The organism is Pseudotabrizicola sp. (assembly GCF_030656345.1).
Lineage (GTDB): Bacteria > Pseudomonadota > Alphaproteobacteria > Rhodobacterales > Rhodobacteraceae > Pseudotabrizicola.
Map to the genome: position 1 here is coordinate 58,669 of NZ_JAUSNR010000023.1, position 25,487 is coordinate 84,155.

Genomic DNA, 25,487 nt, shown 5'->3' on the forward strand with positions numbered 1-25,487 from the left:
CCTCCGCCAATCATACGTGTCAGACCCGGTGCCGCGACGTCACATACTGCCGCCACAGGGTGAACAGCCCCGCCGCCACCACGATCCCGGCCCCGGCCACAACATTGCTGCGCAGGTTCTCGCCAAAGACAAATAGCCCGATCAGCGAGGCAAACGGCAGCTGCAGATAGGCCAGCGGCTGGATGGCCGAGGCTTCGGCCACCTCATAGGCCTTGATCAGGCACCAGTGCGACGACGCCGCGCACAGGCACAGCAGCGCCATCCAGCCCATGTCCACGGGTGTCATTGGTTCCCAATGCCAGATGCCGATGGCGGTCATCACCACCGCGCCCGTGGTTCCGGTCCAGAAGAACGACACCAGCGCCGTATCCTCACGCGCGACATAGCGGGTCAGCAGCCCGTACAGCGCAAACATGGTGGCGGCGGCCAGCGGGATCAGCGCCTCTGCCCTGAAAACGCCATAGCCCGGCTGCAGGATCACCACCACGCCGACAAAGCCCACACCAATTGCCAACCAACGCCGCCAGCCCACCGTTTCGCCCAGTATCGGGCCGGACAGCGCGGCCACCAGCAGCGGATAGGTTGCGAACACAGCATGGCTTTCCACCAGCCCCAGTGCCACAAACCCCAGCACCATCACGCAGATCTCCAGCGCCAGCAGCAGACCGCGCAGCACCTGGACCTTGGGCATGCGTGACCGGACCGCCGCCCGGATGCCCCCCGGCGCACGCGACACCAGTGCCATGACAAAAGCCGCAAAGAACCAGTAGCGCAGCATCACCACCATCCAGACGTTGTATGTCCCGCCCAGATGGCGCGACAGCCCGTCCTGCACGGCAAAGATCATCGTCGTCACGATCATCAGCCAGATGCCCAGCTTTGTGTTCTGCGTCACGCTCATGTCTTTGCCGTCCGTTCCAGCGACAGGGCATAAAGCCCCGCCGCGATGATGATGCCAGCTCCCAAAGCCACCAGCGGGCTTAGGGACTCGGCGTAAACCGTCAGGCCGATCAGCGTGACAAAGACAATCTGCAGATAGGCATAGGGCTGCACCCGCGCCGCCTCGATCTGCTCATAACATTTCAGCAGCAGCCAATGCGAAAAGATCGACAATGCGGTGTAGATCGCCAGCAGCGGTATATCGGCACCCGCCACAGGTTGCCAGTTCGGCAGCCCTGCCACGGTCATCACCACAGCCCCGATCACGCCGGGCCAGAAGAAGGACGCAAAGGTCGGCTCGTCCCGCGTGGTCAGCCGGGTCAGGATCGAATAGAGCGCGAACATCACCGCCGCCGCCAGCGGCAACAGCGCCGCCGGGGAAAACACCACCATGCCGGGCCGCAGGATCACCACCACGCCCAGCATCCCGGCCCCGATGGCCAGCCAGCGTTGCCAGACAATCCGCTCGCCCAAAAGCAACCCGGAAAACGCGGCAATCAGCAGCGGGCAGATCGCAAACACTGCATGGCTTTCGATCAGCCCGATCAGCGTATAGCCCCAGACGATCACACAGATCTCGCCCACCAGCAGCAGGGCGCGCGTGACATGCACCGGCATGTGGCGCGAGGCGATGGCGGCGCGGAAGCCGCCGGGCCGGCGCAGGGCCAGCAGGATGACAAACGCCGCAAACACCCAGTAGCGCACCATCACCACCATCAGCGTGTTGTATTCAGTGGCCAGATAGCGAGAGAACGCGTCCTGCGCGGCAAAGGTGGCGACGGCGGCAATCATCAGCCAGATGCCCAGCCTTGGGTTGCGGCTCATCGCACACCGCTTGTCATATGCCGCTTGCGCCCATGGCCGGGCTGGCGCGTCACACTGAACCCGGCATCGGAAAGCGCGCGGCGCACGTGGCCTGCGGCGGTGTAGGTGGCGAAGGTGCCGCCGGCTGCGGTGTGCCGCCCCACCTCTGCCATGATGCCCGGTGACCACAGTTCGGGGTTCTTGGCGGGCGAAAACCCATCCAGAAACCACGCATCCGCCAGCCCCGGCCACAGCGGCAGCGTGTCGCGCGCATCGCCGATGATCACCTCAACCTCTACCCCTGGCATGGAAAACCGTCGCGCCCCGTCGGCCCACTGGGCCAGAAACGGCCCCGCCACCGCCTGCGCCTCCGGGAAATGCGCCAGAGCGCGGGCGATATCTTCGGCCTCCATCGGGTACGCCTCGAAACTGGTATAGCGCAGCGTGCCCGCCCGCCCGGTGCCCGCCCAGGCCAGCAGCACCGCCAGCAGGTTCAGCCCGGTGCCGAAGCCCAACTCGGCAATGTGGAACCCGTCGCGCAGCCGGTCGGGCAGGCCGTTGCCCGCCAGAAACACATGCCGCGTTTCGGCCAGCCCGTCAGTCAGCGAGAAATACGGGTCATCAAAGCGGCGCGACACCGGGATCGCCCCGTCGCGCCAGTCCAGTCCATCTATACCGGGGCCTGCACCCTGTTCGCGTTCCGACATTTGCCCTATGCCTCACAACGGGGTCCAAACCGGGGCCATCCATGGCCAGAAGGCGCAGGAAATGACAAGACCTGATCTGACAATCCGGGGCGGCGGCATCTTTGGCCTGTCGATCGCGTGGGAGGCGGCCCGGCGCGGCGCGCGGGTGCGGCTGATCGAGGCGGCGCGCATCGGTGCGGGTTCATCGGGTGGCGTGGTCGGTGCTCTGGCCCCGCATGTGCCGGAAAACTGGAATGAAAAGAAGGCGTTCCAGCTGGACAGCCTGCTGATGGCCGAAGGCTTCTGGTCCGGCGTCACCGGTGCATCGGGCCTGCCCACCGGCTATGCCCGCCTTGGCCGGTTGCAACCGCTGGACAGCGCCGAAGCGCTTGCCCGCGCGACAGAGCGCGGGGCCGAGGCGCAAAGCCTGTGGCAGGCGCAGGCGCAGTGGCAGGTTGTGCCCGCCACGGGTGCGGCATGGGAACCGCACAGCCCGACGGGTATGCTGATCCACGACACCCTGTCGGCCCGCCTGCACCCGCGCATGGCCGCTACCGCGCTGGTCGGTGCGATCCGCGCCAAGGGGGGTGAGGTGGTGATTGGTGAGGCAGAGGCGACCGGCCCGGTGATCTGGGCCACCGGCCATGTGGGCCTGCTGGCGTTGAACGAGGATCTGGGGCGCAAGGTGGGGGCAGGGGTCAAGGGGCAGGCGCTGTTGCTGGCCTATGACGCAAGTACCCTGCCGCAGATGCAGGTCGACGGGCTGCACATCGTGCCGCATGCGGATGGCACGGTGGCCATCGGGTCTACGTCGGAAAATCAGTGGGACGATCCGCTGTCGGTCGATGCGCAATGCGACGCCCTGCTGATCCGCGCCGTCGCCGCGGTACCCGCCCTGCGCGGTTCGCGGGTCTTGGAACGTTGGGCCGGTATCCGCCCCCGCGCCCGCAGCCGCGCGCCGATGCTGGGCCCATGGCCGGGGCGGACGGGGGAGTTTATGGCCAACGGCGGCTTCAAGATCGGCTTTGGCATGGCCCCGAAAGTGGCGCAGGTGATGGTTGATCTGGTGCTGGACGGGGTGGACCATGTGCCGGAGGGGTTCCGGGTGGAGGCTTCGCTGTAAGCGATGGACTGTCGATAGCGCCGGGGGCTCTGCCCCCGGGCCCCCGGAGTATTTTTGTCAAGATGAAGTCAGCGGGCAGTTTCGGCGCGCAGGAGCTGCATGAGTTCCGTCAGACTCTTTTGCGCGCGGTCGTCCTTGAGCCGGCCCTGATCATCGAAGGCTGCGCCGGAGTTCGCGATGAACACTTCTGGCCCGGGCAGCAGGCGCGGGCGGAACGGCACAAGGCAATGGCGCAGCGAGAACTGCGACCGCTCGCCCCCCGCACGCCCTGCGGCGGCGGACAGGATCGCCACCGGCTTGTCCCGCCAGGGCGCGCCCTTGGTGCGGCTGACCCAGTCGAGCGCGTTTTTCAGCACGCCCGACAGGTTCTTGTTATACTCTGGCGTGCTGATCACCACTGCATCGGCGGCGGTGATCTGGTCGGCAAGTGTCTGCACCTCGGGCGGCATTCCCGCTGCCTCCAGATCGCCATCGTAAAGCGGCAGGCGCAGGTTGCCGTCGACAAAGGTGCAAGCGCCGAAGGCGCGCACCGAGTCAAGCATCAGCATGCGGTTGGTAGAGGCGGCGCGCAGCGAACCGCAAAGGCCAAGCAGGGTCGGGGTCATGGCAATCCTTGGGTAAAGAGGGAGAGGGCAAGGGGCGCGACCAGCGCCGTCGCAATGGCATTCAGCGCCATGCCAAGCGCGGCAAAGGCCCCGGCGGTCGGATGCACCTGTAGCGCACGGGCGGTGCCGATGCCATGGCTGGTCAGCCCCACCGCAAAACCGCGCGCCCGCCAGTCGCGCAAGGCAAGCAGGTTTAACAGCGGCGTCGCCACCACCGCCCCGGTGATACCGGTCAGGATCACCAGCACCGCCGTCAGCGTCGGCGACCCGCCGATGCGTTCGGCAATGCCGATGGCCACCGGGGCAGTCGCCGACTTGGGCGCAAGCGAGGCCAGCACCGTGGCATCCACCCCCAGCGCCGCCCCGATGGCCAGTGCCGACAGCGCGGCGGTCACAGACCCTGCAACCAGCGCCGCGAGCACCGGCCACAGCGCCCGGCGCAGTCGGGGCAGGCTGTCGTAGAGCGGCAGGGCCAGCGCCACCGTCGCCGGACCCAGCAGGAAATGGACAAACTGCGCGCCCTCAAAATACGTGGCATAGGGCGTGGCGGTCAGGTGCAGCAGCACCGCCAGCAGTGCCACGGCGATCAGCACCGGGTTGACCACAGGCGTCCGCCCCGCCAGCCGGAAACAGGCATCCCCCAGCGCATAAGCCGCCAGCGTCGCGGTCAGCCACAACAACGGGCCTTGCGACAGATAGCTCCAGATATCGGCGAAATCAGTCATCGTGCGACCCTGTCAGCCGGGCGACTCCGGCAAAGGTCAGCGCCCCCACGGCAATGGCAAGGATGGTGGAGACCACCACCGCCAGTGCGATGGCAGCAGTCTGGTCGCCCAGCGTGGCGAAGTGCCCCACCACCCCCACCCCGGCAGGCACGAACAGCAGCGACAGATGCGCGAGGATGCCCTGCGCCGTGGGCCGCACAAGGGCCGCAAAGCGCGGGGATGCCACCAGCGCCGCCAGCATCAGCACCATCCCAAGCACCGGGCCGGGCAGCGGCAGAGGCAGGGCACGGGCGAGGGTTTCGCCGACCAGCTGAAAGGTCAGTATCGCGATCAGGGCGTGAAGCATCGGCGCGGCCTCTGGTTGTTTCGGGCAAGCCTAAGGCCCCGCGCGCAAAAGGAAAGGGCGGCTGGTCTCACAGCCGCCCTTTTGTCGAAATACGCCGGTTACTCGGCCGGAACCGCCTGCGACTGCGGCAGGCCGAAATGGCGGCGGTTCAGCGCCAGCAGCAGGACCAGCATGGCGATCTGCACCGCCACCAGCACTGCAGTCAGCCCCCAGTAGACAGTACCGAACTTGGCAACCAGACCCGCACCCACCAGCGCCTTGTTGATCCAGAACTGCATCAGCACTGCCAGCCCGACCCCGGGGCAGACCAGACCATAAGCCCCCGCCGACGGCGTGGCAGAGCGCATGAACCGGCCCACATAGCCATGCTGCCGCATCATCGACAATCCAAGGCCGAGGAAGCCGATCTGCACCGCCAGCAACGCGGTCAGCAGCCAAAGGTCATCACCCGGTGCCGCATGCACGCCGAAATGCACATGCAGCCCGTGGTTTTGCCGCAGCATCAGGATGCCCAACACCGCCATCAGCGGCACGATGTTCATCAGCGTCGGGATCTGGTCCTCTACCACCCCATGCTGCAACAGCGCGACCACGCCCAGCACCACTCCCACCGCCGCCCAGACCACGGCGATCACCAGCAGCACCGTGGACAACACCAGCGCAATCCCTGCGACAGTGGACGAGGCGGACAGCGCCGCCGGGGCCGACATGCCGACACCGATCATCCCCAGCGCAAAAGCGGGCTGCACCTGCAGGAACGACCCGGCGCGGGACATGTCAAACCGCCCCGCCACCGACAGCCGCGCCAGATGCGCGCCCATCATCCGCAGGGTCATCACCGCAAGGCCGCCAAAGGCCAGCAGCGCCAGCGGGAACAGATATTCCACCACGCTCCACAGCCCCGGCACAAAGGCCAGACCGGCGGAGAAGCTGACATTCACAGTCATGCCCAGCATCAGGGGCAGGCCGAACAGCCCGGCCCCGGCATTGGACGCTTGCACCGTGGCGAACGCAGGCGAGCGCTTGAACGCGCCGTAGCGGCGCAGGTTCCAGACCATCAGCCGCACATGTTGCACGGCGAAAAACCCAAGGCCCAGATAGGCCAGAATGATCATCGCCTGTTGCAGCGGGTTGCCCGCGGCAAAGGCGCGCGCCACATCTTCAAACACCGGCACCGGCTGGCCGGGATGCGGCACCCACATGTAAAGCCAGAGGAAGAACGTAACCGCAATCCCGCCTGCCCCCAGTGCAGACAGGAAATAGGGCGGCGACCATTGGTCGGCAGGACGGGTCAGGGATGGCATGATGGGCCTCTTACAAATTCACAATCATGAATATGAATATGGAAGCCCCCTGCGTCAATGCAACAGGCGGGCGGCGGACAAGGTGTCGCGGGGCCGCCGTCCGGCCGTCCGGTTGGCTTTTTGCGATGTCAGACCGCGCGCTGGAATGTCAGCGTTGTCACCCGGTCATAGCCGGGATGGCTGCTGCGCCCCGCCACTGTGAACCCCATGGCGCGAAAGGCGGCGTGGTTCTCGACCAGCTCGATCCGGGTCTGCAGTTCCAGCACTCGCAGACCCATGGCGCGGGCGCGTGTGGCAGCGGTCTCGACCAGCGCCCGGGCCAGACCCTTGCCCTGCTGCGCCTCCGCCACCGCCAGCTTGCCAAGATACAGCGCCTGCGGCTTTGCCGTCAGGATCATGCACGCCACCGGCGGCGTGCCGGTCACCCAGACCTCGCCGGTCCGGGCCTGCACCGCAATCGCCTCTGCGGTCAGGGTCAGCATTGATGAGGGCGGATCGATCCGCCCCTCCATAAACGCGAATTCCTGCCGGATCAGCTGCAGGATGGCGGTCCAGTCATAGGGGTCGGTGGCGCGGATGGGGGTCATCTGATCGGGTCTTTGGGAATGGCACTGCCGGTCCGGCCACAAGATGCCAAACCAATCCGCCCGGCAAGGGGCCAACATCTTGGGGATAACCGGCACCATACCGCCAGATACGGGGGTTGCCCTGTTGACTCTGCCCCCGCCAATGCCCGACCATTCCCATCTTGCGACTCAAAGAGGCACAGGTGCGTTTTTCCCGGATACGGCTCAACGGCTTCAAAAGCTTTGTCGACCCCACGGATCTGGTGATCCATGAGGGGTTGACCGGCGTGGTCGGGCCGAACGGCTGTGGCAAGTCGAACCTGCTGGAGGCGTTGCGCTGGGTCATGGGCGAAAACCGCCCCACCGCGATGCGCGGCGGCGGGATGGAAGATGTGATCTTTGCCGGAGCCGCCACGCGCGGCGCGCGGCACTTTGCCGAAGTCTCGATCGTGATCGACAATCAGGACCGGCTGGCACCATCGGGCTTCAACGATGCTGACACCATTGAAATCGTGCGCCGGATCACCCGCGATGCAGGCTCCGCCTATAAGGCCAATGCCAAGGATGTGCGCGCCCGCGATGTGCAGATGCTGTTTGCCGATGCCTCCACCGGGTCGCATTCCCCGGCCTTGGTGCGGCAGGGCCAGATCTCGGAACTGATCAACGCCAAACCCAAATCGCGCCGCCGCATACTGGAAGAGGCCGCTGGCATCTCCGGCCTTTATGCCCGCCGGCATGAGGCAGAGCTGAAACTGTCTGGCGCGGAACAGAATCTGCTGCGCGTTGATGATGTGCTGGAAGGGCTGGCGCAACAGGTCGCCACCCTGACCCGTCAGGCAAGGCAAGCCGCCCGCTACCGCGAGATTGGCGAAGAGCTGCGCCGGTCGGAAGGGATGCTGTTGTTCCGCCGCTGGCGCGAGGCCGATCTGGCCCGGGCCGAGGCCGAAGCGCAGCTGCGTGACCGTCTGATCGCCGCAGGAAAGGCCGACGCAGCCGCCCGCGCCAGCACCAAGGCCCGCGAGGCGCGCGAAGACGCCCTGCCGCCCAAGCGCGAGGAAGAGGCGGTGGCGGCGGCCATCCTGCAACGCCTTGTCCTGCAACGCGATGCGCTTGGCGATCAGGAAGCCCGCGCCATGCAGCTGATCGAAACCCTGCGCGGCCGCATCACCCAGCTTGACCGCGATATGGAGCGTGAGTCCGGCCTGAACCGCGACGCAGGCGAAACCATCAGCCGTCTGGACTGGGAAATCGAGCAACTGCTGCGCGCCAATGAAGGCCACGATGACCGGCTGGCCGAGGCCGCCGAGGCCGCGCGTGACGCGGGGGCAATCCTGTCCGATCGCGAAACCCTGCTGTCGCAGGCCACCGAAGACTCGGCCCGCCTCGCCGCCCGTCACCAGTCGGTGCAGCGCCTGCTGTCCGACACCCGCGCCACGGTTGACCGGGCCGAGGCCGAAGCCGACCGCGCGCGGGCCATGGTGGACACCGCCGCCGAAGCCGTTGAGGCTGCCGCTGAAGCCTATGCCAGTGCCACCGAAGCGCAGGAAGACGCCGCAGCGCTGGCCGAAGCCGCCGAAGAAGCGCTGGACCAGACCGAAGCCGCCCGCGCCGAGGCGCAGGGTCGTGAGGCCGACGCCCGCGCCGCCCGTGGTGAGGCCGAAGGCGAGGCCAACGCCCTGCGTGCCGAAGTCGCGGCTTTGGCGCGCCTCGTGGACCGTGAATCGCAGGCGGGCCACCAGTTGCTTGACCGCCTGACGGTGGAACCCGGCTTTGAAAAGGCGCTCGGTGCCGCCCTGTCCGATGACCTGCGTGCGCCGGAAGTGGGTGCCGATGCGCGCTCCGGCTGGGCTATGCTGCCCGGCTATGACGACACCGCGCCCTTGCCCGCAGGCGCGCAGCCGCTGGCCCGCCATGTCGGCGCGCCCGATGTGCTGGACCGCAGGCTCAGCCAGATCGGGCTGGTCGGCCGCGCGCAGGGGGCTGCCCTGCAAGCCGCCCTGCGCCCCGGCCAACGCCTTGTCAGCGTTGAGGGCGATCTGTGGCGCTGGGACGGGTTCCGCGCCTCTGCCGAAGATGCCCCCTCTGCCGCCGCCGCCCGCTTGCAACAGCTCAACCGTCTGGTGCAGCTGAAACGCGATCTGGAAGAGGTAGCGGCCCGCGCCGAAGGGGCCAAGCGCGCGCATGAGGCGTTGCAGGCCCGCCTCGCCGATCTGGCCCGCGCCGACCAGATGGCCCGCGACGCCCGCCGCGCCGCCGATGCCCGCGTCACCGAAGCCAACCGCACCGCTGCCCGCGCCGAAGCCGAAGCCTCCATCACCGGGGGCAAACTGGACTCCGCCCACCTCGCCGTCGCGCGGTATGAGGATGAGGCGATGGCCGCCCGCAGCCGCCTGCGCGAGGCCGAAGGCAATGCGACCGACCTGCCCGACCTCGATGCCGCGCGCGACCGGGTCGAAGCGGCCAAGGTCGCGGTTGAGGCCGCCCGTCTGGCCATGCTCACCCGCCGCTCTGCCCATGACGAGTTGCGTCGCGAAGGCGAAGCCCGCGTGCGGCGCCGTCAGGAAGCGACCAAGGAACTGTCCGGCTGGCGTCACCGTCTGGACACGGCGGAAAAGCGCAGCGCCGAACTTGCCGAACGCCGCGCCGAAACCCAGGAAGAGCTGGAAGAGGCCAGCGCCGCCCCCGAAGAACTCGCCGCCAAGCGCGAAGAACTGTCGGATGCCATCGACACGGCTGAGGCCCGCCGCCGCAAAGCCGCCGATGTATTGACCGAAGCCGAAACCGCGCTGCGAGAGGCGCAGCTGACCGAACGAGACGCCGAACGCCTGAACGGCGAGGCGCGCGAGGCGCGCGCCCGGGCCGAGGCGCGCAACGACGCCGCCCGCGAAACCGTGGCCTATGCCGCCGAGCGCATCGCTGAGGACGCGGACTGCACCCCGGCAGACCTGCTCGCCTCGCTCAAGGTCGACCCTGACAAGATGCCGGACGCCGACAGCCTCGACACCGACGTGCAGCGCCTGAAGCGCCAGCGCGAAGCCTTGGGCGCGGTCAACCTGCGCGCCGAAGACGACATGGCCACGGTCGCAGGCGAACACGCCACGCTGCTGAAAGAAAAGACCGACCTTGAAGAGGCGATCAAGAAGCTGCGCGCCGGGATTTCCGGCCTGAACAAAGAGGGCCGCGAACGTCTGCTGACCGCCTTTGAACAGGTCAACCAGAACTTCGCCACCCTGTTCACCCATCTGTTCGGCGGGGGAGAGGCGCGGCTGGTGCTGGTCGAATCCGATGATCCGCTGGAGGCGGGGCTGGAAATCATGTGCCAACCCCCCGGCAAGAAACTCGCCACCCTGTCGCTGCTATCGGGCGGCGAACAGACACTCACCGCACTGGCCCTGATCTTCGGCGTCTTCCTCGCCAACCCCGCCCCGATCTGCGTGCTCGATGAGGTTGATGCGCCATTGGATGACGCCAACGTCACCCGGTTCTGCGACCTGCTGGACGAGATGGCCCGCCGCACCGAAACCCGCTTCCTGATCATCACCCACCACGCCGTCACCATGGCGCGGATGGACCGGCTGTTCGGCGTCACCATGGCCGAACAGGGCGTCAGCCAGCTGGTCAGCGTCGATCTGAAAAAGGCCGAGGCGCTGGTGGCATGATCACCGCGCTGCGGGAGGCGGGCTTTCTGGCGGTCGAGGCCGAAGGCGACAGATGCCACGCCCGGCTCTGGGCCAGCTCGGTCGATTTCACCGCCACGCCGGATGGCGATCACTGGCAGCTTGCCCTGCACTGGCCGGTCCGCGCCTCCGCCGCACAGCGCGCGGAGTGGTCCGCCACCCACCCGACCGCCCCGATGGACATCCACAACGGCGAAACCCGCCTGACGATGCGGGTGGCGAAAGATGACCCGCAAAGCCTGCCGCTCTGGGCTGCCCTGGCCGAAGAGGCCGTCGCGCAACTGATCCGCTGGCGTCGGGCCCAACGCCAACCGGGGGAAGGCTACTGAACCGGGCCATCGGCGCGCTGGACCCGCCCGTGCCGCACAGGCCCTGCATTGCAGCTTTCAAAAATACTCCGGGGGAGTCCGCAGGACGGGGGCAGCGCCCCCCAACGCCGAGGCAAAGGCCTCTTTGCCTTTGCCGAGACATCGTGTGCGGCGCAGCCGCTCCGTCAAATCACAGCGCGTCCAAAAGCGCGCGCGTTGGCCAGGCATCGGCGGGCAGCTCCAGCCGGACCTGCTCTTTCTGAACCGCCGCGCGGGTGCCCGATCCGAGAATGCCGTCGATCTTGCCCACATCGTGGCCGCGCGCTGCCAGCTTTTCCTGCAGCCGCATCATCTGGGCATCGTCCAGCCCCGGATCGGGATTGCCCGCAGCAAACACCGGCGCGCCTTCCAGCCTTGTGGCGAAATAGGCGGCGGTCAGCACATAGGTAAAGCTCTGGTTCCAGTCGAACAGCGTGTGAAAATTCGGATATGCCAGAAAGGCCGGCCCGCCACGCCCCTGCGGCAGGATCAGCGAGGCCATCCCCTGCGGCAGTGCCTCGCGTCCCGAAACGCCCATCGCCTGCCACTCCGCCACCGGCAGTTGCACCTCCAGCCCAGACAGGCCCCAATCCATCTGTGCGGGCACCGTCACCTCGGCCAGCCACGGCTGCCCCGCCTGCCAGCCATGGTGCTGTAACAGGCGCGCCCCCGACAGCAACGCATCGGGCACCGACGTTTTCAGCGTCACATGCCCGTCGCCGTCGCCATCTACCCCGCGCGCCAGAATATCGGCGGGCAGCATCTGCACCATGCCGATCTCTCCGGCCCATGCGCCTGTGGTGTCGGTCGAAAGGTCACCCTTGGCATGCAGCGCAATCGCCGCCAGAATCTGCGGCTGAAACAGCTCCGGCCGCCGGCAGTCATGGCCCAAAGTCACCAGCGCATCGCGGGTGTTGAAATCGCCCTGCACCGCGCCGTAATCGGTCTCAAACGCCCAGAACGCCAACAGGATGCCCTTTGGCACCCCGTACTCCGCCGCGGCCCGGTCAAAGATTGCGGCATGTTGCGCCCCAAGCGCGCGGCCCCGGTCCAGCCGTGCGGCGGAAATCAGCCGCCGGGCAAAATCGGTGAAGCTCATCCGGAATACGCCCTGCGACCGGTCGGCGCGCAAAACGCCGTCATCAATGCGTGAGCCCGCCAGATAACTGCGGGCCGCGTCTTCCGGCAGGCCCGACGCCACTGCCTCGGCAGTCATTGCGGCGGTGAAATCCGACAGCGCCCCTCCACAAGGGGCAGCAAGGGCGGGGCCGCTCATCAAAGCGAAGGCGAGGGCGATACGCATGGCGCGAAGCCTAGATCAGCGCCACACAGCCGACAAGCACCAGCATCAGGCCCCATGCCCGCCACAATGCGCGGCAGGCGGCATCCACATCCTCAGGCCCCGCATCTCGCCGCCCCTCGGGCCAGACCCATGGGAATTCCGACATCACCCCATGGTAGGCGCGCGGTCCCGACAGCGCCACGTCCAGCACCACCGCCATCGCCGCCTCGGGCCAGCCCGCATTCGGACTGCGGTGCAAGGGCGCATCGCGCAGAATGGGCCGCGCCTGCCACCAGCCATGCGACACCGCGATCAGCAACGCCGTCAGCCGCGCCGGGATCAGGTTCAGCAGGTCGTCAAACCGCGCCGCGGCCCAGCCGAATTCCTCATGCCGTTCGGTGCGATGGCCGATCATGCTGTCAGCGGTATTGGTCATCTTGTAGATCAGCATCAACGGCAAGCCACCGACCAGAAACCAGAACGCGGGCGCAATCACCCCGTCCGACAGGTTTTCGGCTGCGCTCTCAATCGCCGCCCGCGCCACCGCCGGTTCGTCCAGCGCCGCCGTGTCGCGCCCGACGATCATCGCCACCGCCCGCCGACCGCCGGGCAGCGACTGGCGCAAGCCATCCGCTACCGCGCGCACATGATCGACCAGCGATTTCTGCGCCAGCAGGATCGCGGCCGCAATCCCCTCCAGCAGCCCGAAATCCGGCACCCAGGCAATCAACTGCCCCAGCCCGTAAGCCCCCAGCACCATCAGCCCCAGTGCCGCGATCCCCTTGGCCCGGCGTTGCCTGCCGGCATTCAGCCGCTGGTCCAGAACGCTGACCACACGCCCCATCAGCACCGCCGGATGCGGGACCCTGTCCCAGATCGCGCGCGGTTCGCCAAAGGCGGCATCGAGCAGCATGGCAAGAAACAGGATCATCTGGCATCCCCCTCGGCGCAGGCACACCCCCGCCTGACGCAGGCTTTACACCACCGATTCGCGCGGCAACAGGGGGTGGCAGGACCGGGCTGGCGTTGCGGCTGTTGCACCGCGCGCCGGAATGACCCGCATCACCGCGATTTGATGCGTTGCCGGGAACTGTCACCTGATTGACTTGCTTTTAACAGATTGTGGGCCAGACTGTAAAAGGGTGCTCAGACCATGACATGTCGGTCTGTGATCAGATCGACGAAAGGGGGGTAAGGTGCTGGAATTTCTGCCGCAAGACATTCGTGACGGGCTGGACGCCGCCCGCAAGCGCGAGGCCAAGCGCAAATCCCGCCTGCGGGTTCAGGTGGGCGAAGCGGTGTTCCCGGTGTTGCGCTTCTGGCACGATGGATTTGTGCTCGATGGCGACCTGACCCCGCATCTGCGCGGGCTGGTCGATGTTTACGATGGATCGAACCACATCTTCCAATGCCTGATCGTCGCGTCGAGTCTGGAAAACGGCGATCTGGTCTGCGAATTCAAACGCTCTACCGCTGTGATGGACAAGGCCCCGCTGGATTTCTGGCGCGATGAAAACGCGCCGGTGGGCTTTCTGCCGCGTGCATGACCGCAGGGCAGGGGCCTGAACGGCCCCCGCCGCGCGGTTTACTGCAGATCACCAAAGGCCGTCTTCAGCCGGGCCACCGCCTCTTCCACCCGCGCACGCGGCGTGGCGATGTTGAACCGCAGATAGCTTTCGCCTCCGGTCCCAAAGGTCTCGCCATGGTTGGCACAGATCTGCGCGGCCTTTTCCACCCGCGCCTTGAACTCGGTGGGGGCCATGCCCGTTCCGGTGAAATCCACCCAGGACAGATAGGTCGCCTCCAGCGGCATCGAGCGCAGGCCCGGAATCGCATTCACCCCGTCATCAAACAGCCGCCGGTTGCCATCCAGATAGGCCACCAGCGCATCAACCCAGACCGCGCCTTCGGGCGAATAGGCGGCTTCGGCCATATGCATGCCAAAGGAATTTGGCGAAATGCCCAAAGCCATGATCCGCGCCGCAAACTTCGCCCGCAGGGCAGGGTCGGCGATGATCACATTTCCGATATGCGCGCCGGCAATGTTGAAGGTCTTGGTCGAGGCGGTCAGCATCACCAGCCGGTCGGCGCAATCAGGTGCCACCAGCGGCATCGCATGATGTTTGTGCCCCGGCATCACCAGATCATGGTGGATCTCGTCCGAAATCAGGATCAGATCATGCCGCTTGCAGAAATCGGCCACGCCGCGCAGCTCATCCAAAGTCCAGACCCGCCCGCCCGGATTGTGCGGCGAACACAGGATCAGCATCCGCTCCCCCCCGGTCATCTGCGCATCCCATGCGGCGAAATCCATCTCGTGCCGCCCGTTCACCACGGCCAGCGGGCATTCCACCACCACACGCCCCGCCGCTTTGATGGTGCGGGCAAAGGCGTGGTACACCGGGGTCATCAGCACCACCCCGTCACCGGGCTGCGTAAAGGCATCCACCACCAGCCCGGTCGCGTTGACCAGACCATGCGTGGTAAAGATGTGGTCGGGGTCCAGCGCCCAGCCGTGCCGGGTCTGCATCCACCAGCGGATCGCCTCACGGTACCCCGCATCATCGCCGTAATATCCGTAAACCCCGTGGGCGGCCATTTTCTCTACCGCAGCCTGCACACAGTGCGGCGGGCGGAAATCCATGTCCGCCACCCACATCGACAACCCCTTGTCGGCAGGCACGCCATACAGGCGCTCCATCATGTCCCATTTCACCGAATGGGTGCCGAAGCGGTTGATCTGATCGTCGAAATCCATGAAGTCGCCTTTTCCTTCGGGTCGCTTGTTCCGGTTATATGGGTTCAGCCGGAAAGTCATCCCGAGCTACCCCTGCTGATCGGGGAATTGATCTCGCGAAGGCGCAAAAGGCGGAACACATTTCCTGCCCCGTCAGACTCTTGCGCGAATACCCCTCGCACCGTAAATCATCCCCATGATCCGCCCCATCCTGATCCATCCTGATCCCCGCCTCAAGAAGCCCTGTGATACAGTGGCGGTCTTCGATGGCGATTTGCGCAAACTTGCCGCAGATATGTTCGACACGATGTATGATGCGCCCGGCATCGGCCTTGCCGCGCCACAGGTCGGAGTCATGCAGCGCCTGCTGGTGATGGATTGCATAAAGGACGGCCCGCCGCGCCCGATGGCGCTGATCAACCCGCGCGTGGTCTGGTCGTCAGAGGATCTGTCCAGCTATGAGGAAGGCTGCCTGTCGATCCCCGACCAATACGCAGAGGTGCGCCGCCCGGCCGAGGTTCGGGTGGTATGGCAGGCGCTGGACGGGTCCGAGCAGGAAGAACAGTTCGACGGGTTGTGGTCCACCTGCGTGCAGCATGAAATCGACCATCTGAACGGCAAGCTGTTCATTGACTATCTGGGCCCGCTCAAACGCCAGATGATCACCCGCAAGATGGAAAAGCTGAAGCGCGAACGCGCGCGGCAGTCCTGAATGGCCGTCCTTCCCATCCTCACATGGCCTGATCCGCGCCTTGCCACCCCCTGCCTGCCGGTGGGGGATGAGGATGTGATGCAGCTTGCCATCGACATGCTGGACACCATGTACAACGCCCCCGGTCGCGGGCTGGCGGCACCGCAGGTCGGGGTGCTCAAGCGCCTGTTCGTGATGGATGTGACGTGGAAAGAGGGCGCGCCTGCCCCTTGCATCGTGATCAATCCGCAGATCCGGTGGCGGTCAGATGACACCGCCACCGGACCCGAAGGCTGCCTGTCGATCCCCGGCATCAGCACCGACATCACCCGCGCCACCCAGATCCGCATGGCATGGACCGATCAGCATGGCCGCGCGCATGACGAAACCCTGACGGGTTTCGCCGCGATCTGCGCCCAGCACGAATATGACCATCTTGACGGCATCGTTACCTTTGACCGCTTGGCCCCCGACCTGCGCGCCGCCGCACAGACGGCTTATCTGGACCAGTCCCCCACATGACCCGCCCCTGTATTCCATGGCCGCACCCGGTGCTGCGCACCCCCGCCGCCGATGTGGCGGGCATCACTGATGACATCCGCGCGATCTGGGATGAGATGGTGCAGGTCATGGACGCGATGCCCGGCTACGGCCTCGCCGCCGTGCAGATCGGGGTGCCGTTGCGTCTGGCGGTTGTCGATTGCTCCGACGCGCGCGGTCAGGCGATCCGCATGGCCAACCCCGAGGTTCTGCACGCCAGCGGCCAGCTGCGCGAGCATGAAGAGGCCAGCCCGAACCTGCCGGGTGTTTCGGCGGTCATCAAACGCCCCCGCGCGGTGACGGTGCGTTACCTCAACGATCAGGGCGTGATCGAGGACCGTGATTTCATCAACCTGTGGGCCACGTCCGTACAGCACCAGATCGACCATCTGGCGGGCAAGATGTATTTCGACCGCCTGTCGCCGGTGAAACGCAAGATGCTGATCGCCAAAGCCGAAAAGGCGCGCAAACGGGTATGAAAATCATCTTCATGGGCACGCCCGGGTTTTCCGTCCCGGTGCTGGAGGCGCTTGCCGCACGGCATGAAATCGTCGCCGTTTATACCCAGCCCCCGCGCCCCGCCGGACGCGGCAAGGCCGATCGCCCCAGTCCGGTGCATCAAAAGGCACTGGCCCTTGGCCTGCCTGTCCGCCACCCCGCTCGGCTGAAAGACCCCGCCGATCAGGCGGAGTTTGCCGCGCTGAATGCCGATATCGCCGTCGTCGTCGCCTATGGTCTGATCCTGCCGCAAGCGGTGCTTGATGCGCCCCGGCTGGGCTGCCTGAACATCCACGCCAGTCTGTTGCCCCGCTGGCGTGGGGCGGCCCCGATTCACCGCGCGATCATGGCGGGCGATGCCACGACCGGCGTCTGCATCATGCAGATGGAGGCGGGGCTGGATACCGGGCCCGTGCTGATGCGGCAGGAAACGGCAATCGGCGCAGAGGAAACCACCGCCGATCTGCACGACCGCCTGTCTGCCATGGGTGCCGCGCTGATCGTGCGGGGTCTGGACCAACTGCCCGACCTGACGCCGGACCCGCAGCCGGAAACCGGCGTCACCTACGCCACCAAGATCGACAAGCTGGAAGCCCGGATCGATTTCACCCAAGCCGCCACAATCGTCGACCGCCAGATCCGCGGCCTGTCGCCCTTTCCCGGCGCATGGGTGCAGATCGGGGGGGAGCGGGTGAAGCTCCTCCGTTCCCGCCTTGCCATGGGCACCGGCGGGCCCGGTCAGGTGCTGCACGGCTTCACCATCGCCTGCGGCACCGGCGCGGTAGAGGTCACAGAGGCGCAGCGCGAAGGCAAACGCCCGATGCCCGCCGTCGAGGTGCTCAAAGGTTTGCGCCTGCCCGACCGGCTGGACTAGCCTTTCCGCCCCCGGGGCCCCATATGGGGAGAGACAACCGGAAGGCCAGCTATGCCCATCATTGCCCTGATCATCATCGGTGCCGCCGCAGGGTTCATTGCAACCCGGATGATGAAACTTGAAACTGATGTGCTGACGACGGTGGCCATCGGCGTGTTCGGCGCGCTGATTGGCGGCTTTGCGCTGCGGTTTCTGATCACCATCACCGGCTGGCTGGCCGGCTTTGTCGGTGCCGTTCTGGGCGCGCTGGTGCTGATCTGGCTGTGGAAAACCTACGTCTCGCGACCCAAGTAAGCCCTTCTAGGTCAGCCGCTTCACCGCATCCTTCAGCTTGAACCCCCGGTCCCCGGCAGCCTGCCACAGCAACTGCCCCTGCCATGCCGCGAACAGCAGCGCCGCCGCCTCGCGCCCCTTGGCCCCGCCACCCAGCCGCACGGCAAGCGCCTGCTCCACCCGCACCCGCCACGCCATCGCGCGCAGCCGCAAGGTGGGGTCGTCCAGATGCCGGACCAGCAGGGGCAGGTCCGCCGCATCGCCCGATGCCTCCCCCAAGGCCTTGACCAGCATCTGCGCGCCCTTGACCGACAGGTCCGACAGGCCCTCGGCCGTATCCGTCGCCCGGTCCAGCGCATCCCAGCCATCCAGCAGGGCGGCGCGCACCATCCCCTCCTGACTGCCATAACGCTGCACCAACGTGGGGGCTGCAAGGCCAGTGGCGCGCGACACCGCGCCAAAGCTGGCCGCCCGTTCGCCGGACAGGGCCATCAGGGCGCGGATACTGGCAAACACCACCGGGTCGGGGATAAGTTTTGAACGGGACATCCCGTAAATGTAAACGCCCGTTCAGCCTGCACGCAAGACCTATCGCTTGGGTGGCAGCGTCCGGGCCGGGCGGGGGCGGTAAACCGGCAGCCGCCAGCCAAACACCAGACTGCCCGCCCGCAAGGTCAGCGTTACCAGCGCACAGGCGAGCAGTTCCAGCCCGCCCGCAGCCCCAAGCCGTTCTGCCACCAATGCAGCCACCCCCCCGGCAAAGGCGCAGGATACGTACAGCTCGCCCTGTTTCAGCACCAAGGGCACCTCGTTGCACACCACATCGCGCATCAGCCCGCCCATGCAGCCCGTCACCATTCCCATGATCAGCACCACCGGCCAGCCCATGCCCGCCCCCATCGCCGCCGCGACCCCGGCAGGCACCGCCACCGCCAAGGCACAGGCGTCCAGCCACAGGATAGCGCGGTAGCGGCTTTCCAGCAGGTGGGCGGCAAAGAACACCACCACCGCCGCCAGCGTTGCCACCCCCAGCATCATCGGGTCCACAATCCAGAACACATCACGGTCAAGGATCACATCGCGCAGCGTGCCGCCGCCGGTTGCCGTAAGACTGGCGATGAAGATGAAGCCCACGATATCCAGCTGCGCCCGGCTGGCGACCAAGGCCCCGGTCAGCGCAAACACCGCGACCGAGGCATAATCGAGAAATGGCAACAACCACAGCAGGGTCATGGCTTGCCCGGCTTGAACGGGGCCATCCCGGCGCGGGCCAGCGCATCGGCGCGTTCATTCTCTACATGCCCCGCATGGCCCTTGATCCAGCGCCATTCCACCGTGTGGCGTTCCTGCGCCGCTTCCAGCCGCTGCCACAGCTCGATGTTCTTGACCGGCTTGTTGTCGGCGGTCTTCCAGCCCCGGCGCTTCCAGCTGTGAATCCAGGTGGTGACCCCGTTCTTCACATAGGCGCTGTCGGTCACGATGATCAGGTCCGACGGGCGCGACAACGCCTCCAGCGCGGAAATCGCCGCCATCAGTTCCATCCGGTTGTTGGTGGTATCGGCCTCACCGCCCTGCAGCTCGCGGGTTTTCAGAACCGCCTCGCCGTCGCGCGCGATCATCAGCACCCCCCAGCCGCCGGGGCCGGGATTGCCGGAGCACGCTCCATCAGTATAGGCATAAAGCTGGGGCATGTCGGATCCTTGTGGCTGGTGCATGCGATAGGCCGGGCCGCAGGCTGGGTCAACCACCGGTCACAACGCGATGGGCACCGCAAGGCAGGCCAGCACCACCAATGTCAGCCCGATCCGCAGCCGCAGCCACCAATCCGGCGCGGTGCCCATTTTCCAGAAATGCCAGTCCAGCAGCAGCAACCCGACAAAGCCGGCAAACAGGTTCACCGCCGCATCTCCCGGGCTGCCGTTCACCATGAAAAACGCCCAGAGCGCCGGGGCGACCGACAGGATATAGCCCACGGCCGCCTCTGGCCCCGCCGCGCGCGTGGCAAAGCCCCACAGCACGCCGGACATGAATGACAGGATCACCGTGCCATAGGTCAGGCTGACATAGGTGCCAATGAACAGCGGCCGCATGAACTGCCCGGCCCAGCCCGCCAGCCCCGGCGACAGCGCCGTCGCCGCGCCCCAGACAAAGGGGATCAGCCCGGCCACCCCAAGGATCAGGGCCGTTCTCGGAATAGGCTCCACTACAATACCCGCTCAAATGACATGGACCGCAAGTGATAGTCGGCCTGCCCGCAGGGTCCAGCCATCCGTGCCAAAATGGCGGCGCTGTTGCCGGACTGCCATGGATTGGCAAAAATGAAGGACGGGCAAATGCCCGTCCTTCCATCTACTCGTTACGCAACCCGTCATCTGCTGACCCTGCGGTCCGGAAACCCCGGACTCGTGTCCTGCAAGTGGTGGTGTCAGGCCTGACGCTTGCGACGGCGCAGCGCCGCCAGACCGCCCAGAGCGCCGATCAGCAGGAAGCCACCAGCCGGCAGCGGTACCACAGACGGAGCAGGCGTGCCGTAGACTGCAAGGCTTGCCGATGTCAGTTTGAAATTGTCTGCACCAAGCGTCTCTTCGGAAAACCAGAAAGTAAGCGTGCCTGTCAGCAGTGACGTCGCGAATGCGTTGATCCAGCCGGTATCGGTTGCTGCGGAAAGGGTGAAGGTCTGCGGGGAATTTGGATCACGCAGAACCGCAAAGTAGTCGTCAAACGACGCGCCGCTGTTCGACCCCTGAACGCGCACACGCCATGTCTCGGCAAGGCCGAACAGACCATTCGGTCCGGCACCACTGAACGCAAGCGTCAGCGCCAGGCTTTCAACCGTGGCACCGATCTGCAGGGCGGAAAAGTTGAAGCTGTCGAAAAAACGCCCCGAGCTCTGGTCGGAGACGGTCACATAGTTGCCCGACAAAGCGTCAGTGCCGCCAGGGTTCACATTGCCGGGGTTCGATCCGTAATTGTGGGTAAAGCTGCCCAGCTGGACAGTAGCGGCAGACGCAGGCGACAGCAGGGCTGCACATAGTGCAACGGCAACGCCGAAGGATGACAGAACGCGCATAGGTATTCCTTTATTTGGTCGGTAGCAGAGCGGGGCAACACGGAACTGTGTTCACCCCTTTGTTACCCGCCAAATCCGCGGTCACAAAATTTTACCGATTATTGTCCCGTGTCAGGCGCCACTAAGGGCTGACAGCGCGTGTCGTCGTGCCCCGGTGGACAAAGCCAGCTGTCCGACCGTTTCAAAGGGCGGCATTCCGAGCGCGAGGCGGCTTCAGACTGATTCGCGTAAAATGCGCGGCACTTTGAATTCCACGTTTTCCTGCGCGGTTTCCACCAGCTCTACCGTGGTGGCAAAGCGGGCGCGGAAGGCGTCGATCACCTCGTTCACCAGCACCTCGGGCGCGCTTGCCCCGGCGGTGATGCCGACCGAAGCGATGCCTTCCAGCGCCCGCCAGTCGATATCGGTCGCCCGCTGGATCAGCTGCGAATAGGCGCAGCCCGCAGCCGACCCCACTTCAACCAGCCGCCGGGAGTTCGATGAATTCGGCGCCCCGATCACCAGCAGTGCATCAATGCGCGGCGCAATCGCCTTGACTGCCATCTGGCGGTTGGTGGTGGCGTAGCAGATATCTTCATGCGCGGGCGCATGGATCGCGGGAAACCGCGCCTTCAGCGCCGCCGCGATATCTGCCGTGTCATCGACCGACAGCGTGGTCTGGGTGATAAAGGCCAGCTTTGCCGGATCGCGCACGCACAACCCCGCCACATCGGCGACGGTTTCCACCAGCAGCACCTCGCCTTCCGGCAGTTGCCCCATGGTGCCCACGGTTTCGGGGTGCCCGGCATGGCCGATCATGATCATCTGCAACCCGGCCTCATGATGCCGCGCGGCCTCGTTGTGTACTTTGGTCACCAGCGGGCAGGTGGCATCCACCGCGATCATCTCGCGCCGCGCAGCCTCTGCCGGGACGGCTTTGGGCACCCCATGGGCCGAAAACACCACCGGGCGATCGGGCGGGCAGTCGTCGAGTTCCTCGACAAACACAGCACCTTGGGCACGCAAGGCATCGACCACGAATTTGTTGTGCACGATCTCGTGCCGCACATAGACCGGCGCGCCCCATTTGATCAGCGCCAGTTCGACAATCTTGATCGCCCGGTCCACCCCGGCGCAAAACCCGCGCGGAGCGGCAAGATAAAGATGCAGGGGCGGCAGATCGGTCATGGCGGGCCTTTTGGCGTCAGGGTCCCCCAGAGGTAAGGCGAACCGGCCCACAGGTCCAGCCCTCGCCGTGGGCTTTACCCCCAGATCCCCAGCCCGATCAGCGCCACCACGGCGTAACGCGCGGTCTTGGCAATCGCCACCAGCGCCAGAAAGCGGGGCAGGGGCACCCGCAACGCCCCCGACAACGCCACGATGAAATCACCCCCCGGTGCCCAGCTGAGCAACAGCGCCCAGACGCCCCAGCGCCCGAACCAGCGCTCGGCCCGCGCCTGCCGCTCTGGCGTCAGCCCCAGCCAGCGCGCCCCCCGCGCCCCGCCCAGACCCCGGCCCAAGGCATAGGTGATGCAAGACCCAAGGATATTGCCGACCGAGGCCACCCCCACCAGCGCCACAACCGGCAGCGTGCCCTGCGCCATCAGCGCCAGAAACACCACTTCGGACTGGAAGGGGATAGGAGTCGCCGCCAGCAAAGCCGCCACGAACAGCCCAAGCAGGGAGGTGCCGGTCAGCACCGCTTGTCACCCGGTCGCATGATATGAAACACCCCCGTCATCCCGCCCCACCTAGGGCGGTCACGCGCCAAGGTCCAGCGGGTCACACCGTCGCAATCAGGCCCCGGTCTCTGCCCGGAACCGTGCGGCCCAGGTCCGGCTGACCGCATCCGCCAGTTTCGCGGTCGGCAGCGCAATTCCATCGGAAAGCGACCGCTCCAGCCCCAAAGCCTCCAGCACCCCGGCCAGCACCACAAGCGGTGCGCGCGACAGATCATCATAGCTGATCCGGTGCGGCACCACGCCTTCGCGTGCAAACCATGCAGCCCATGCGGCATCATCGGCGAACATCTCGGCAACATGGCGGGCGATGGCACCGGCATCATAAACCTGCTCCTGTGGGGGAGACAGGCGTTCGAGTTCTGTGCCATCCGGTGCCCGGTGCCACAGGCCGGACTGCTCGGCCTTCAGACGGGAGACCGCCTGATCAATCTTGTCGGGTCGTGTCAGGTGAACATACAGGATCTTGCCGAAAGCGGTCTCCAGCCGGGCGGTGTCAGTCGGCAACCCCGGATGCAGTTCGGCCAGCTTTTGCAGGAAGAAATCCACGCTGTGCCGCTGCAGGCGCAGGCCGAACAGCCCGGTATCGCCGGTGCCACTGGCCCGTGCGGCGTCGAATGCTGCCACCAGCTGGGCATATTCAGTCGGAAAAAGGGTCGCGGACAGGCCGTGATCTTCCAGCCAGGCCGCGACCGAGGGTTCGTGAAAATGCGAATCCGGCAGGCCAGCCTTGCCTGTCGCCTGCAGCAACCGGCACAGAAATGTGCTGCCGCTTCTGGGGCTGGTGCAGATGATCAACGCCTGATACCGCGACATACACCTTTGCCCATATTGTTGTGCCCAAGGGCGGCAGTCTACGGCAAAACGGGGCGCTTTCGCGCCCCATCTTTTATTTCACCATTTCGCCCGCATCCTCACGCTCGCCCATCGGGCGTGGTTCGCGCGGCGGGCGGCCGATCACATCGCGCAGCTCTTCCAGTTCGATGAAATTGTCGCACTGACGGCGCAGCTCGTCAGCGATCATCGGCGGCTGGCTGCGGATGGTCGACACAACCGACACGCGCACGCCCTGACGTTGCAGACTCTCGATCAGTGGCCGGAAATCCCCATCACCGGAAAACAGAACGATATGATCCACACGCGGCGCAAGTTCCATGGCATCGACGGCCAGTTCGATATCCATGTTCCCCTTGACCTTCCGCCGGCCCTGGCTGTCAGTATATTCCTTGGCCGGTTTGGTCACCATGGTAAAGCCGTTGTAATGCAGCCAGTCCACCAGCGGGCGGATCGGCGAATACTCGTCATTTTCAAGCAATGCGGTGTAGTAAAACGCCCGCAACAATTTGCCCCGGCGCATGAATTCCTGCCGCAGAAGCTTGTAGTCGATATCAAACCCCAACGCTTTGGCCGCTGCGTAAAGGTTTGATCCGTCAATGAACAGCGCAAGCCGTTCGTCCTTGTAAAACATTGAGTTGTCCCCTCGAAAATCTTGTCCCCGTCGCGCCAATATGTGAGTGGTCGGTCGGTAAGTGTGTGAGTGATAATCTGGTGATCGAAATCAGCGCTGTATAAGGACAGGTTCTGATATCAGGCCGGAACACCCTGCCGCAAGCTGGTCTATACGAAAGTGTAACACTATCATGCAGAACAGAATGCAAGCTCTGGTTGCGCTCGGCGCCAATCTGCCTTTTGACGCGGCCTCGCCTGACCAGATCATCACGGATGCATTAAATTGCCTTGGCAATTCTTGGTATAAAGTTAGGCGCAAAAGCCGCCTGTTCAAGACGCCTGCCTATCCAAAAGGCTCCGGTCCCGACTATGTGAACGCAGCCGCCGTGCTGGATATTGCGTCCGATTCCGACCCGCAGGCGGTTTTGCGCCACCTGCATGACATTGAGGCGCGGTTTGGCCGCCGACGCGACACCCGCTGGGGCACGCGCACGCTGGATATCGACCTGCTGGCAGTCGGTGGTCTTGTCGCGCCCGATCCCGCCACGCAGACCCGGTGGCGCAACCTGCCGCCTGCCGATCAGGCGCGCCTGACGCCGGATCAGCTGATCCTGCCGCATCCGCGCCTGCAGGACCGCGCCTTTGTGCTGGTGCCGCTGGCCGAAGTTGCCCCCGATTGGGTTCACCCTCTGTTGCAGCGCAGTGTCCTGCAGATGCTGGATGCGCTTTCCTCCGCAGATCGCGCCGAAGTCCGGGCAATCGTCTGATTCCGGGCCCCGTCTGATTCCGGGGTTGTCAAGGCCCGGCATCACGCGTAAGTACACCCTTTCCATGCCCCCAAGACCTACTGGAGTCGTCCATGGCCCGCGTGACGGTTGAAGACTGCGTTGACAAGGTTCCGAACCGGTTCGAACTGGTGATGCTCGCCGCCCATCGGGCGCGCGAAATCCAGTCCGGCTCGCCTCTGACCATTGATCGCGACAATGACAAGAACCCGGTCGTCGCCCTGCGCGAGATCGCCGATGAAACCCAGTCGGCAGAATCGCTGCGCGAACGGATGATCGAAAGCCATCAGACCCAGATTGAGGTTGATGAGCCGGAAGATGATCAGATGGCACTGCTGATGTCGGGCGAGATTGACCGCCCGATGCAGGACGACATGTCCGAAGAAAAGCTGCTGCGCGCCCTGATGGAAGCTCAAGGCGAACTCTAGAACCGGGGGGAACCCCGTTT

The 25,487-nt window shown here is 65.6% G+C and carries 31 protein-coding genes; 11 read left to right on the top strand and 20 right to left on the bottom strand.

Annotated features, from left to right (window positions below; translation table 11 throughout):
• Nucleotides 1-19: 19 nt before the first annotated feature.
• Genes Q7J44_RS13155 through mnmD form a run of 3 tightly spaced genes read right to left on the bottom strand, consistent with a single transcriptional unit; the run spans nucleotide 20 to nucleotide 2,450 of the window.
• Nucleotides 20-901 (bottom strand): DMT family transporter, encoded by an 882-nt coding sequence (locus tag Q7J44_RS13155; protein ID WP_304880577.1) that lies wholly within the window; start codon nucleotides 899-901, stop codon nucleotides 20-22.
• Nucleotides 898-1,764: a DMT family transporter gene (locus Q7J44_RS13160; protein ID WP_304880578.1), complete on the bottom strand. Its 867-nt coding sequence runs from the start codon at nucleotides 1,762-1,764 to the stop codon at nucleotides 898-900. Before Q7J44_RS13160 ends, Q7J44_RS13155 begins: the two co-directional genes overlap by 4 nt.
• The gene (gene mnmD / locus Q7J44_RS13165) at nucleotides 1,761-2,450 is read right to left on the bottom strand and encodes a tRNA (5-methylaminomethyl-2-thiouridine)(34)-methyltransferase MnmD (RefSeq protein WP_304880579.1); all 690 of its coding nucleotides are present in this window, start codon (nucleotides 2,448-2,450) and stop codon (nucleotides 1,761-1,763) included. The genes Q7J44_RS13160 and mnmD overlap by 4 nt, the downstream gene beginning before the upstream one ends.
• Nucleotides 2,451-2,511: 61 nt before the next feature.
• Between mnmD and Q7J44_RS13170 the strand changes: the two genes are divergently transcribed.
• A complete protein-coding gene (locus tag Q7J44_RS13170) occupies nucleotides 2,512-3,552 on the top strand; it encodes an FAD-binding oxidoreductase (RefSeq protein WP_304880580.1) in 1,041 nt (346 codons plus the stop codon).
• A gap of 68 nt (nucleotides 3,553-3,620) precedes the next feature.
• On the opposite strand, the gene Q7J44_RS13175 is transcribed toward Q7J44_RS13170, so the two are convergent.
• From Q7J44_RS13175 to Q7J44_RS13195, 5 genes are all read right to left on the bottom strand, one after another.
• Entirely contained in the window at nucleotides 3,621-4,157 is a 537-nt protein-coding gene (locus tag Q7J44_RS13175; protein ID WP_304880581.1) for an NADPH-dependent FMN reductase, read from the bottom strand.
• Nucleotides 4,154-4,882 carry an LrgB family protein gene (locus Q7J44_RS13180; RefSeq protein ID WP_304880582.1) on the bottom strand — a complete coding sequence of 243 codons (729 nt, stop codon included), beginning with the start codon at nucleotides 4,880-4,882 and terminating at the stop codon, nucleotides 4,154-4,156. The genes Q7J44_RS13175 and Q7J44_RS13180 overlap by 4 nt, the downstream gene beginning before the upstream one ends.
• Entirely contained in the window at nucleotides 4,875-5,228 is a 354-nt protein-coding gene (locus Q7J44_RS13185) for a CidA/LrgA family protein (protein ID WP_304880583.1), read from the bottom strand. Before Q7J44_RS13185 ends, Q7J44_RS13180 begins: the two co-directional genes overlap by 8 nt.
• 98 nt (nucleotides 5,229-5,326) lie before the next feature.
• Nucleotides 5,327-6,532, bottom strand: a complete 1,206-nt coding sequence (locus tag Q7J44_RS13190) for a hypothetical protein (protein ID WP_304880584.1) — start codon at nucleotides 6,530-6,532, stop codon at nucleotides 5,327-5,329.
• A gap of 128 nt (nucleotides 6,533-6,660) precedes the next feature.
• Nucleotides 6,661-7,119 carry an N-acetyltransferase gene (locus tag Q7J44_RS13195; RefSeq protein ID WP_304880585.1) on the bottom strand — a complete coding sequence of 153 codons (459 nt, stop codon included), beginning with the start codon at nucleotides 7,117-7,119 and terminating at the stop codon, nucleotides 6,661-6,663.
• Nucleotides 7,120-7,301: 182 nt separating this feature from the next.
• Here Q7J44_RS13195 and smc point away from each other — a divergent pair, with 182 nt between their 5' ends.
• Nucleotides 7,302-10,757: a chromosome segregation protein SMC gene (gene smc / locus Q7J44_RS13200; RefSeq protein ID WP_304880586.1), complete on the top strand. Its 3,456-nt coding sequence runs from the start codon at nucleotides 7,302-7,304 to the stop codon at nucleotides 10,755-10,757.
• Nucleotides 10,754-11,104, top strand: a complete 351-nt coding sequence (locus Q7J44_RS13205) for a hypothetical protein (protein ID WP_304880587.1) — start codon at nucleotides 10,754-10,756, stop codon at nucleotides 11,102-11,104. Before smc ends, Q7J44_RS13205 begins: the two co-directional genes overlap by 4 nt.
• Nucleotides 11,105-11,273: 169 nt before the next feature.
• Here the strand turns inward: Q7J44_RS13205 and Q7J44_RS13210 are convergent, their stop codons facing one another.
• Together Q7J44_RS13210 and cbiB are read right to left on the bottom strand one after the other, a co-directional pair.
• The gene (locus Q7J44_RS13210; RefSeq protein WP_304880588.1) at nucleotides 11,274-12,425 is read right to left on the bottom strand and encodes a lytic murein transglycosylase; all 1,152 of its coding nucleotides are present in this window, start codon (nucleotides 12,423-12,425) and stop codon (nucleotides 11,274-11,276) included.
• A 10-nt stretch (nucleotides 12,426-12,435) separates the two neighbouring features.
• A complete protein-coding gene (cbiB, locus tag Q7J44_RS13215; protein WP_304880589.1) occupies nucleotides 12,436-13,335 on the bottom strand; it encodes an adenosylcobinamide-phosphate synthase CbiB in 900 nt (299 codons plus the stop codon).
• Between the two features lie 265 nt (nucleotides 13,336-13,600).
• Here cbiB and Q7J44_RS13220 point away from each other — a divergent pair, with 265 nt between their 5' ends.
• Nucleotides 13,601-13,951, top strand: a complete 351-nt coding sequence (locus tag Q7J44_RS13220) for a hypothetical protein (protein WP_304880590.1) — start codon at nucleotides 13,601-13,603, stop codon at nucleotides 13,949-13,951.
• A gap of 38 nt (nucleotides 13,952-13,989) precedes the next feature.
• Here the strand turns inward: Q7J44_RS13220 and Q7J44_RS13225 are convergent, their stop codons facing one another.
• A complete protein-coding gene (locus Q7J44_RS13225) occupies nucleotides 13,990-15,162 on the bottom strand; it encodes a MalY/PatB family protein (protein ID WP_304880591.1) in 1,173 nt (390 codons plus the stop codon).
• A gap of 175 nt (nucleotides 15,163-15,337) precedes the next feature.
• Here Q7J44_RS13225 and def (Q7J44_RS13230) point away from each other — a divergent pair, with 175 nt between their 5' ends.
• From def (Q7J44_RS13230) to Q7J44_RS13250, 5 genes are read left to right on the top strand one after another with little or no spacing between them, the layout of a single operon-like run.
• The gene (def, locus tag Q7J44_RS13230) at nucleotides 15,338-15,853 is read left to right on the top strand and encodes a peptide deformylase (protein ID WP_304880592.1); all 516 of its coding nucleotides are present in this window, start codon (nucleotides 15,338-15,340) and stop codon (nucleotides 15,851-15,853) included.
• On the top strand, nucleotides 15,854-16,354 hold the full coding sequence (gene def / locus Q7J44_RS13235; protein WP_304880593.1) for a peptide deformylase: 501 nt from the start codon (nucleotides 15,854-15,856) through the stop codon (nucleotides 16,352-16,354).
• Nucleotides 16,351-16,851, top strand: coding sequence for a peptide deformylase (gene def / locus Q7J44_RS13240; RefSeq protein ID WP_304880594.1), 501 nt, complete (start codon nucleotides 16,351-16,353; stop codon nucleotides 16,849-16,851). The genes def (Q7J44_RS13235) and def (Q7J44_RS13240) overlap by 4 nt, the downstream gene beginning before the upstream one ends.
• Nucleotides 16,848-17,744, top strand: a complete 897-nt coding sequence (gene fmt, locus Q7J44_RS13245) for a methionyl-tRNA formyltransferase (protein ID WP_304880595.1) — start codon at nucleotides 16,848-16,850, stop codon at nucleotides 17,742-17,744. The genes def (Q7J44_RS13240) and fmt overlap by 4 nt, the downstream gene beginning before the upstream one ends.
• A 51-nt stretch (nucleotides 17,745-17,795) precedes the next feature.
• Nucleotides 17,796-18,038 carry a GlsB/YeaQ/YmgE family stress response membrane protein gene (locus tag Q7J44_RS13250; RefSeq protein ID WP_304880596.1) on the top strand — a complete coding sequence of 81 codons (243 nt, stop codon included), beginning with the start codon at nucleotides 17,796-17,798 and terminating at the stop codon, nucleotides 18,036-18,038.
• Nucleotides 18,039-18,044: 6 nt separating this feature from the next.
• Here Q7J44_RS13250 and Q7J44_RS13255 read toward each other — a convergent pair whose 3' ends face one another.
• The 9 genes from Q7J44_RS13255 to Q7J44_RS13295 form a co-directional block, all read right to left on the bottom strand.
• Nucleotides 18,045-18,566 (bottom strand): transcriptional regulator, encoded by a 522-nt coding sequence (locus Q7J44_RS13255; RefSeq protein ID WP_304880597.1) that lies wholly within the window; start codon nucleotides 18,564-18,566, stop codon nucleotides 18,045-18,047.
• A gap of 39 nt (nucleotides 18,567-18,605) precedes the next feature.
• The gene (locus Q7J44_RS13260; RefSeq protein ID WP_304880598.1) at nucleotides 18,606-19,250 is read right to left on the bottom strand and encodes a trimeric intracellular cation channel family protein; all 645 of its coding nucleotides are present in this window, start codon (nucleotides 19,248-19,250) and stop codon (nucleotides 18,606-18,608) included.
• Nucleotides 19,247-19,708 (bottom strand): ribonuclease HI, encoded by a 462-nt coding sequence (rnhA, locus tag Q7J44_RS13265; RefSeq protein WP_304880599.1) that lies wholly within the window; start codon nucleotides 19,706-19,708, stop codon nucleotides 19,247-19,249. The genes Q7J44_RS13260 and rnhA overlap by 4 nt, the downstream gene beginning before the upstream one ends.
• Before the next feature lie 60 nt (nucleotides 19,709-19,768).
• Entirely contained in the window at nucleotides 19,769-20,221 is a 453-nt protein-coding gene (locus Q7J44_RS13270; protein ID WP_304880600.1) for a DUF3429 domain-containing protein, read from the bottom strand.
• A gap of 221 nt (nucleotides 20,222-20,442) precedes the next feature.
• Nucleotides 20,443-21,087: a VPLPA-CTERM sorting domain-containing protein gene (locus tag Q7J44_RS13275; protein ID WP_304880601.1), complete on the bottom strand. Its 645-nt coding sequence runs from the start codon at nucleotides 21,085-21,087 to the stop codon at nucleotides 20,443-20,445.
• Between the two features lie 213 nt (nucleotides 21,088-21,300).
• Nucleotides 21,301-22,254: a 4-hydroxy-3-methylbut-2-enyl diphosphate reductase gene (ispH, locus tag Q7J44_RS13280; protein ID WP_304880602.1), complete on the bottom strand. Its 954-nt coding sequence runs from the start codon at nucleotides 22,252-22,254 to the stop codon at nucleotides 21,301-21,303.
• Between the two features lie 74 nt (nucleotides 22,255-22,328).
• Nucleotides 22,329-22,766, bottom strand: coding sequence for a YqaA family protein (locus Q7J44_RS13285; protein WP_304880603.1), 438 nt, complete (start codon nucleotides 22,764-22,766; stop codon nucleotides 22,329-22,331).
• Between the two features lie 96 nt (nucleotides 22,767-22,862).
• Entirely contained in the window at nucleotides 22,863-23,621 is a 759-nt protein-coding gene (locus tag Q7J44_RS13290; protein ID WP_304880604.1) for a Stf0 family sulfotransferase, read from the bottom strand.
• A 73-nt stretch (nucleotides 23,622-23,694) separates the two neighbouring features.
• The gene (locus Q7J44_RS13295) at nucleotides 23,695-24,273 is read right to left on the bottom strand and encodes an NYN domain-containing protein (RefSeq protein WP_304880605.1); all 579 of its coding nucleotides are present in this window, start codon (nucleotides 24,271-24,273) and stop codon (nucleotides 23,695-23,697) included.
• A 184-nt stretch (nucleotides 24,274-24,457) separates the two neighbouring features.
• On the opposite strand from Q7J44_RS13295, the gene folK reads away from it, so the two are divergent.
• Together folK and rpoZ are read left to right on the top strand one after the other, a co-directional pair.
• Nucleotides 24,458-25,021 (top strand): 2-amino-4-hydroxy-6-hydroxymethyldihydropteridine diphosphokinase, encoded by a 564-nt coding sequence (folK, locus tag Q7J44_RS13300; protein WP_304880607.1) that lies wholly within the window; start codon nucleotides 24,458-24,460, stop codon nucleotides 25,019-25,021.
• A 92-nt stretch (nucleotides 25,022-25,113) separates the two neighbouring features.
• On the top strand, nucleotides 25,114-25,467 hold the full coding sequence (rpoZ, locus tag Q7J44_RS13305) for a DNA-directed RNA polymerase subunit omega (protein WP_118150331.1): 354 nt from the start codon (nucleotides 25,114-25,116) through the stop codon (nucleotides 25,465-25,467).
• The last annotated feature ends 20 nt before the right edge of the window (nucleotides 25,468-25,487 follow it).

Bases quoted from the DNA above. Each gene is read 5' to 3' on its own strand.
- def (WP_304880593.1), top strand. From the start codon at position 15,854: ATGGCCGTCCTTCCCATCCTCACATGGCCTGATCCGCGCCTTGCCACC.
- Q7J44_RS13195 (WP_304880585.1), bottom strand. From the start codon at position 7,119: ATGACCCCCATCCGCGCCACCGACCCCTATGACTGGACCGCCATCCTG.
- Q7J44_RS13170 (WP_304880580.1), top strand. From the start codon at position 2,512: ATGACAAGACCTGATCTGACAATCCGGGGCGGCGGCATCTTTGGCCTG.
- Q7J44_RS13255 (WP_304880597.1), bottom strand. From the start codon at position 18,566: ATGTCCCGTTCAAAACTTATCCCCGACCCGGTGGTGTTTGCCAGTATC.
- ispH (WP_304880602.1), bottom strand. From the start codon at position 22,254: ATGACCGATCTGCCGCCCCTGCATCTTTATCTTGCCGCTCCGCGCGGG.
- Q7J44_RS13295 (WP_304880605.1), bottom strand. From the start codon at position 24,273: ATGTTTTACAAGGACGAACGGCTTGCGCTGTTCATTGACGGATCAAAC.
- Q7J44_RS13175 (WP_304880581.1), bottom strand. From the start codon at position 4,157: ATGACCCCGACCCTGCTTGGCCTTTGCGGTTCGCTGCGCGCCGCCTCT.
- def (WP_304880592.1), top strand. From the start codon at position 15,338: ATGATCCGCCCCATCCTGATCCATCCTGATCCCCGCCTCAAGAAGCCC.
- folK (WP_304880607.1), top strand. From the start codon at position 24,458: ATGCAAGCTCTGGTTGCGCTCGGCGCCAATCTGCCTTTTGACGCGGCC.
- Q7J44_RS13180 (WP_304880582.1), bottom strand. From the start codon at position 4,882: ATGACTGATTTCGCCGATATCTGGAGCTATCTGTCGCAAGGCCCGTTG.
- Q7J44_RS13190 (WP_304880584.1), bottom strand. From the start codon at position 6,532: ATGCCATCCCTGACCCGTCCTGCCGACCAATGGTCGCCGCCCTATTTC.
- rpoZ (WP_118150331.1), top strand. From the start codon at position 25,114: ATGGCCCGCGTGACGGTTGAAGACTGCGTTGACAAGGTTCCGAACCGG.
- mnmD (WP_304880579.1), bottom strand. From the start codon at position 2,450: ATGTCGGAACGCGAACAGGGTGCAGGCCCCGGTATAGATGGACTGGAC.
- Q7J44_RS13250 (WP_304880596.1), top strand. From the start codon at position 17,796: ATGCCCATCATTGCCCTGATCATCATCGGTGCCGCCGCAGGGTTCATT.
- Q7J44_RS13275 (WP_304880601.1), bottom strand. From the start codon at position 21,087: ATGCGCGTTCTGTCATCCTTCGGCGTTGCCGTTGCACTATGTGCAGCC.
- Q7J44_RS13225 (WP_304880591.1), bottom strand. From the start codon at position 15,162: ATGGATTTCGACGATCAGATCAACCGCTTCGGCACCCATTCGGTGAAA.
- Q7J44_RS13205 (WP_304880587.1), top strand. From the start codon at position 10,754: ATGATCACCGCGCTGCGGGAGGCGGGCTTTCTGGCGGTCGAGGCCGAA.
- Q7J44_RS13290 (WP_304880604.1), bottom strand. From the start codon at position 23,621: ATGTCGCGGTATCAGGCGTTGATCATCTGCACCAGCCCCAGAAGCGGC.
- Q7J44_RS13260 (WP_304880598.1), bottom strand. From the start codon at position 19,250: ATGACCCTGCTGTGGTTGTTGCCATTTCTCGATTATGCCTCGGTCGCG.
- rnhA (WP_304880599.1), bottom strand. From the start codon at position 19,708: ATGCCCCAGCTTTATGCCTATACTGATGGAGCGTGCTCCGGCAATCCC.
- Q7J44_RS13210 (WP_304880588.1), bottom strand. From the start codon at position 12,425: ATGCGTATCGCCCTCGCCTTCGCTTTGATGAGCGGCCCCGCCCTTGCT.
- def (WP_304880594.1), top strand. From the start codon at position 16,351: ATGACCCGCCCCTGTATTCCATGGCCGCACCCGGTGCTGCGCACCCCC.
- cbiB (WP_304880589.1), bottom strand. From the start codon at position 13,335: ATGATCCTGTTTCTTGCCATGCTGCTCGATGCCGCCTTTGGCGAACCG.
- Q7J44_RS13155 (WP_304880577.1), bottom strand. From the start codon at position 901: ATGAGCGTGACGCAGAACACAAAGCTGGGCATCTGGCTGATGATCGTG.
- fmt (WP_304880595.1), top strand. From the start codon at position 16,848: ATGAAAATCATCTTCATGGGCACGCCCGGGTTTTCCGTCCCGGTGCTG.
- Q7J44_RS13185 (WP_304880583.1), bottom strand. From the start codon at position 5,228: ATGCTTCACGCCCTGATCGCGATACTGACCTTTCAGCTGGTCGGCGAA.
- Q7J44_RS13160 (WP_304880578.1), bottom strand. From the start codon at position 1,764: ATGAGCCGCAACCCAAGGCTGGGCATCTGGCTGATGATTGCCGCCGTC.